Raw genomic sequence first — 4,355 nt, forward strand, 5'->3', positions numbered from 1 at the left:
TGAAAAGCAGGATTCGGGTCTGTCCTCTGTTGGAAGACAGGGAAAAACTACCGGTATACCGGAAAAGGAACTGATAGAAATAGCGATTAAATCGATGGGTCTTAGGGATGTGGCTCCGTTCAAACCGGAGGAAAAAATCATTGAGTACATTGTCGCTGAAAAAGAAGTCGACCTCTCCGGAATGACATGCCGTGATTTTGCGGACGAGCTCTCAACCGATTCCCCCGCTCCCGGCGGAGGTTCAGCTGCTGCCCTGATGGGTGCGCTTGGCTCTTCTCTGAACGCAATGGTAGCTAATCTCACAGTCAAGAACAGGAAATACCGCAAAGACTGGGACCTCATGCGAAACATCGCGCCTGAAGCTCAATCCATTAAAGATGATCTTCTGAACGCCATCGACGATGACACTATTGCATTTAATGAATGGATGTCTGCCGCGAAACAGGATGGCGATGTGCAGGAAGCGGTGAAAAACGCCATTGCGGTACCTCTCAGAGTTCTTCTGCAATGCCCTCTCATTATTGAAATGGCATCAGATCTCGAAGAGAAAGGCATGCAGGCGTCTGTTTCCGATGCTGGTGTAGCTGCGGCCGCAGCCAGAGCGGCAGCGCTAAGCGCTTACTACAATGTACTGATAAACCTGGGAGAAATTGAGGATTCCTCATTCGTTAATGACACCAGACAGAGGGCTGAAAAATGTATGGAGAATGTGCTTGAAGCTTCAGATGCAGTTTTTATTAAGATCAGGAATAAGCTCACAGCAAAACTGGAAGGTAATAACTCTTGAGTAATATAGACCGCATGCTGTTTAAACCACTTGAACTCTCCGATGATATCCGGAGAGACCTTGAGAATTTCTGCAGGAATGCCAGAGGGGATATCCTCAAGATGACAACACTCGCGGGAAGTGGTCATCCGGGCGGATCGATGTCATCCCTAGAGATTTTCGCCCTTCTCTGGGCTCAGGCAAATGTTGATCCCACATCACCCCTGAAGGATGGAAGGGATAGAATAATTGTAAGCCATGGTCATACATCACCTGCTGTTTACGCAACACTTGGAAGACTGGGCTTCTTTGATCTGGAACGAGCAATCTCCACTTTCAGAAAGGCCGGAAGTCCTTTTGAAGGACATATTGAGAGATCTGTTCCTGGCATTGAACTTACAACAGGCAATCTTGGTCAGGGTGTTTCCGCAGCTGCGGGAATGGCTCTGGCTGACAGGTCGAAGGGAATCCATAATCAGATATGGGTCGTAACAGGAGATGGTGAACACCAGAAGGGTCAGATAGCAGAAGCCAGGAGATTCATCAGAGCGTATGGACTCAATAACATAACCGTTGTTGTTGACTGCAACGGTCTGCAGATATGCGGCCGCACGGACAGGGTGATGTATACGGATATTGCAAGCGAATACCGCGCCGACGGCTGGGACGTTACTGAAGTAGATGGCCACAGTCTTTCAGCTCTGTACAGAGCTCTCAAACCGGTAATTTCACCCATGGCTCCAAGACTCGTTATCGCTATGACCGTAATGGGAAAAGGTGTCTCTTTCATGGAGAACGATGATCAATATCACGGAAAAGCCCTTACCCGCGAACAGCTCGCGTCGGCTCTCGCTGAGCTTAAACTGACTAATAATCTTGATGAGCTGGAAAAGCTCAGAAACAGCAGCTGGAAAGGCAAAGGAGATTTCAATCTCAGGCTTCCTTACAGCATTCTTGATCTTGAGGGAACACCTGTCATTTACCCGGTTGATCATAAAGGAGATAACAGAAGCGCATTTGGTGCTGCGCTTATGTCACTCGCGAAAGCGAACCAGGACAATCTACCTCTGGTCTTTGACTGCGATCTTGCAGGATCAGTCAAGACAGACCGCTTCAGGCTTGAGTATGGAGATCATTTCTTTCAATCAGGAATAATGGAACACAATACTGCTACGGCGGCAGGTGCGGCTTCCATCGCTGACAAGGTTGTATTCTGGGCTGATTTTGGTGTCTTTGCCATTGACGAAACATACAATCAGCACAGGCTTAATGATATTAACATGACTAATCTCAAGGTTGTCGCTACCCACTGCGGCCTGGATGTCGGAATGGACGGAAAGACCCACCATTGCATCAAGTACATCGGTCTGATGAGAACACTTCATCACTGCAATACAGTGGTTCCGGCTGATCCCAACCAGACTGATAGAGTAATAAGGTTCGCCGCCACTCACCCCGGCAACTTCTTCATAGCCATGGGACGATCAAAGCTCCCTGTCATAACCGGTGAAAACGGAGAACCTTTCTTCGGCAGGAATTACAGATTCGTATTCGGTCAGCATGATCACATCAGACAGGGTTCTGACGTAGCCATCGTAGCTATGGGAAACATGGTTTTCAGGGCTCTTGAGGCAAGGGAGATACTTCGCGAAGAGGATGTTTCCGCAGCCGTGTACGCGGTCAGCTGCCCTCTCTGCATCAGTCACAGATTACTGAAAGAACTTACAGGCTACAGACTTGTTCTGACATACGAAGACCATGATGCTGACTCTGGAATGGGCGCTGGAATGGCTCTTGCTTTCTCGAACATGGAAGACACTCCTCCCCTTCTTAGAGCGGGTGTTACCAATTATGGCGCATCAGGAGATCCGGAGGATCTTTTCAGGATACAGGAGCTGCTGCCGAAGCAGATCGCAGAAAGAATTATCCGCGAACTATCCTGACCTGGTCAGCAGACGGCGGAACATTTCATTGTAGGATTGACTTCCAGAAATCAGGCTCCAGTAAGCACGTGCAAAGGTTTCGCTTTCCTTCAGTTTGCTCATCGCGAGTTTTTCCGTCAATCTGCTGAAGAGGAGATGTCTGTAGAACTCTGATTGTCTGACAGTACCGAGACATCCCTCGTTTGCTTTTATCAGCATGGTCTTTTTATCCCCGCCGGATATGATTGCATCAGCAATTAGAAGACCGCTTTCAATTGCATGTCCGATTCCCTCTCCTGATACCTGGTCAACCAGGCCAGCCGCGTCTCCTGCAAGGAATATCTGCCCAGCACCCATGGATTTATGCAGTGACAGTGAAGGTATTGAAGCAGCCTTCATTACATACTTACTGACTGATATTCCTCTGGTTTCAAGAAATTCCTTCAGCGCCGAGTTCACATCCGATGGAGAAGCCTTACTGCCCACAACACCGGCTCCTATACAGATTTTCTCCCTTCCAGGAAAAGCCCATACATACCCGTATGGAAGATATCTAAAATGTATATGAAGTCCGTCAGTTATATTATCTATTTCCGATAAGGGCAGGAAGCACTCGAGTCCAATACCGGTTTTTCTGCCTGACCTTCCAAAACATGTTTTTCTGACAAAACTGCTGCATCCATCCGCTCCCACAAGAAAGGAGTAACGAATACTCCGGTCTGAAGAAGTTCTGACGAATGACGAATCAATGGATACAGCTGTTTCGCCTGTGATCACTTCAGCTCCGGAATTAGCTGCTTTTTCCAGAAGGAAATTATCGAAACTCATCCTTGAAATAATCCGGACGGGTAGATTGTCTGATGTATAAGATCTGAGAAGTTCTTCCCTGTTCCAGAGTACTAGAGTTCTGTGGGTTTTCTCCGTAAGCCGGTCAAGTTCGGCAGTTGAAATAATGCCTGAATTGATAAGCAGTCCGGCCGCTCTGCTGCTGAGAGCCCCGCCGCATACCTTGTCTCTCGGAAACTCAGCCTTGTCGATGAGCATACATCGCACACCGGCAGAAGAAAGCTTCCAGGCGCATGAAGATCCTGCAGGTCCCCCGCCAACCACCAAAACGCAACATTTGGGGTCAGGCACTGGATCTTGTATTTTTATCATATTAATTGTGTATATACAACGTTAATATAACTATACTGCACATACAATAGGTTCACCCATGAATACTTTAGTCCAAACCATCACCTTGCAGACAGAGCCCTGTTCTTTATTTAGAACGAATCTGCACAGTCTGTGATTTTCACACCCTCTGCCACAATGTAAGACGGTACGCTGACAGCGACAGGCATCCGTCTGCCGTATGTATTCGAGCCGTTTACTGATTCAGAAACAGACGAGATCACTTTGACGTTGCCAAGAACATTCTGGAAGGAATCGGTTATCCTGGTTGAGAATATCGGTGATATCACCTTGCCGTCCTCAACAAGAAGGGCATTGAATCTTGAACTTCCCGTAAATATCCCCTTGCTCCGACTTGGCAGATTCATGTAGTGAAGAGCTGGTATGTAAAGAACTCTTCCCATGTCCTTGACAGCCTCAAGAGGATATTCAAAACCATCTCCTGTATTAAGCACTATTCCCGGAGAGCGTGTATTGTGTCCTGTTGGCTC

4 protein-coding genes are annotated in these 4,355 nt (G+C 47.7%); 2 read left to right on the top strand and 2 right to left on the bottom strand.

Annotated elements, in window-relative coordinates; genetic code table 11:
* Both K8R76_07975 and K8R76_07980 read left to right on the top strand, forming a co-directional pair.
* On the top strand, nt 1–787 hold a 787-nt coding region (locus tag K8R76_07975; protein ID MCD4848112.1), incomplete at its 5' end, for a cyclodeaminase/cyclohydrolase family protein.
* A 14-nt stretch (nt 788–801) separates the two neighbouring features.
* Nucleotides 802–2,709 (top strand): transketolase, encoded by a 1,908-nt coding sequence (locus tag K8R76_07980; GenBank protein MCD4848113.1) that lies wholly within the window; start codon nt 802–804, stop codon nt 2,707–2,709.
* Here the strand turns inward: K8R76_07980 and K8R76_07985 are convergent.
* Together K8R76_07985 and K8R76_07990 are read right to left on the bottom strand one after the other, a co-directional pair.
* The gene (locus K8R76_07985) at nt 2,701–3,825 is read right to left on the bottom strand and encodes a geranylgeranyl reductase family protein (protein ID MCD4848114.1); all 1,125 of its coding nucleotides are present in this window, start codon (nt 3,823–3,825) and stop codon (nt 2,701–2,703) included. The genes K8R76_07980 and K8R76_07985 overlap by 9 nt on opposite strands.
* Before the next feature lie 131 nt (nt 3,826–3,956).
* The coding region (locus K8R76_07990) for a hypothetical protein (protein ID MCD4848115.1) at nt 3,957–4,355 on the bottom strand (399 nt) is incomplete at its 5' end.

This window comes from Candidatus Aegiribacteria sp. (assembly GCA_021108435.1).
Taxonomy (GTDB): Bacteria; Fermentibacterota; Fermentibacteria; order Fermentibacterales; family JCC-6; genus Aegiribacteria.

Coding starts and splice junctions, on each gene's coding strand:
- K8R76_07980 (MCD4848113.1), top strand. CDS start 802: ATGCTGTTTAAACCACTTGAACTCTCCGATGATATCCGGAGAGACCTT.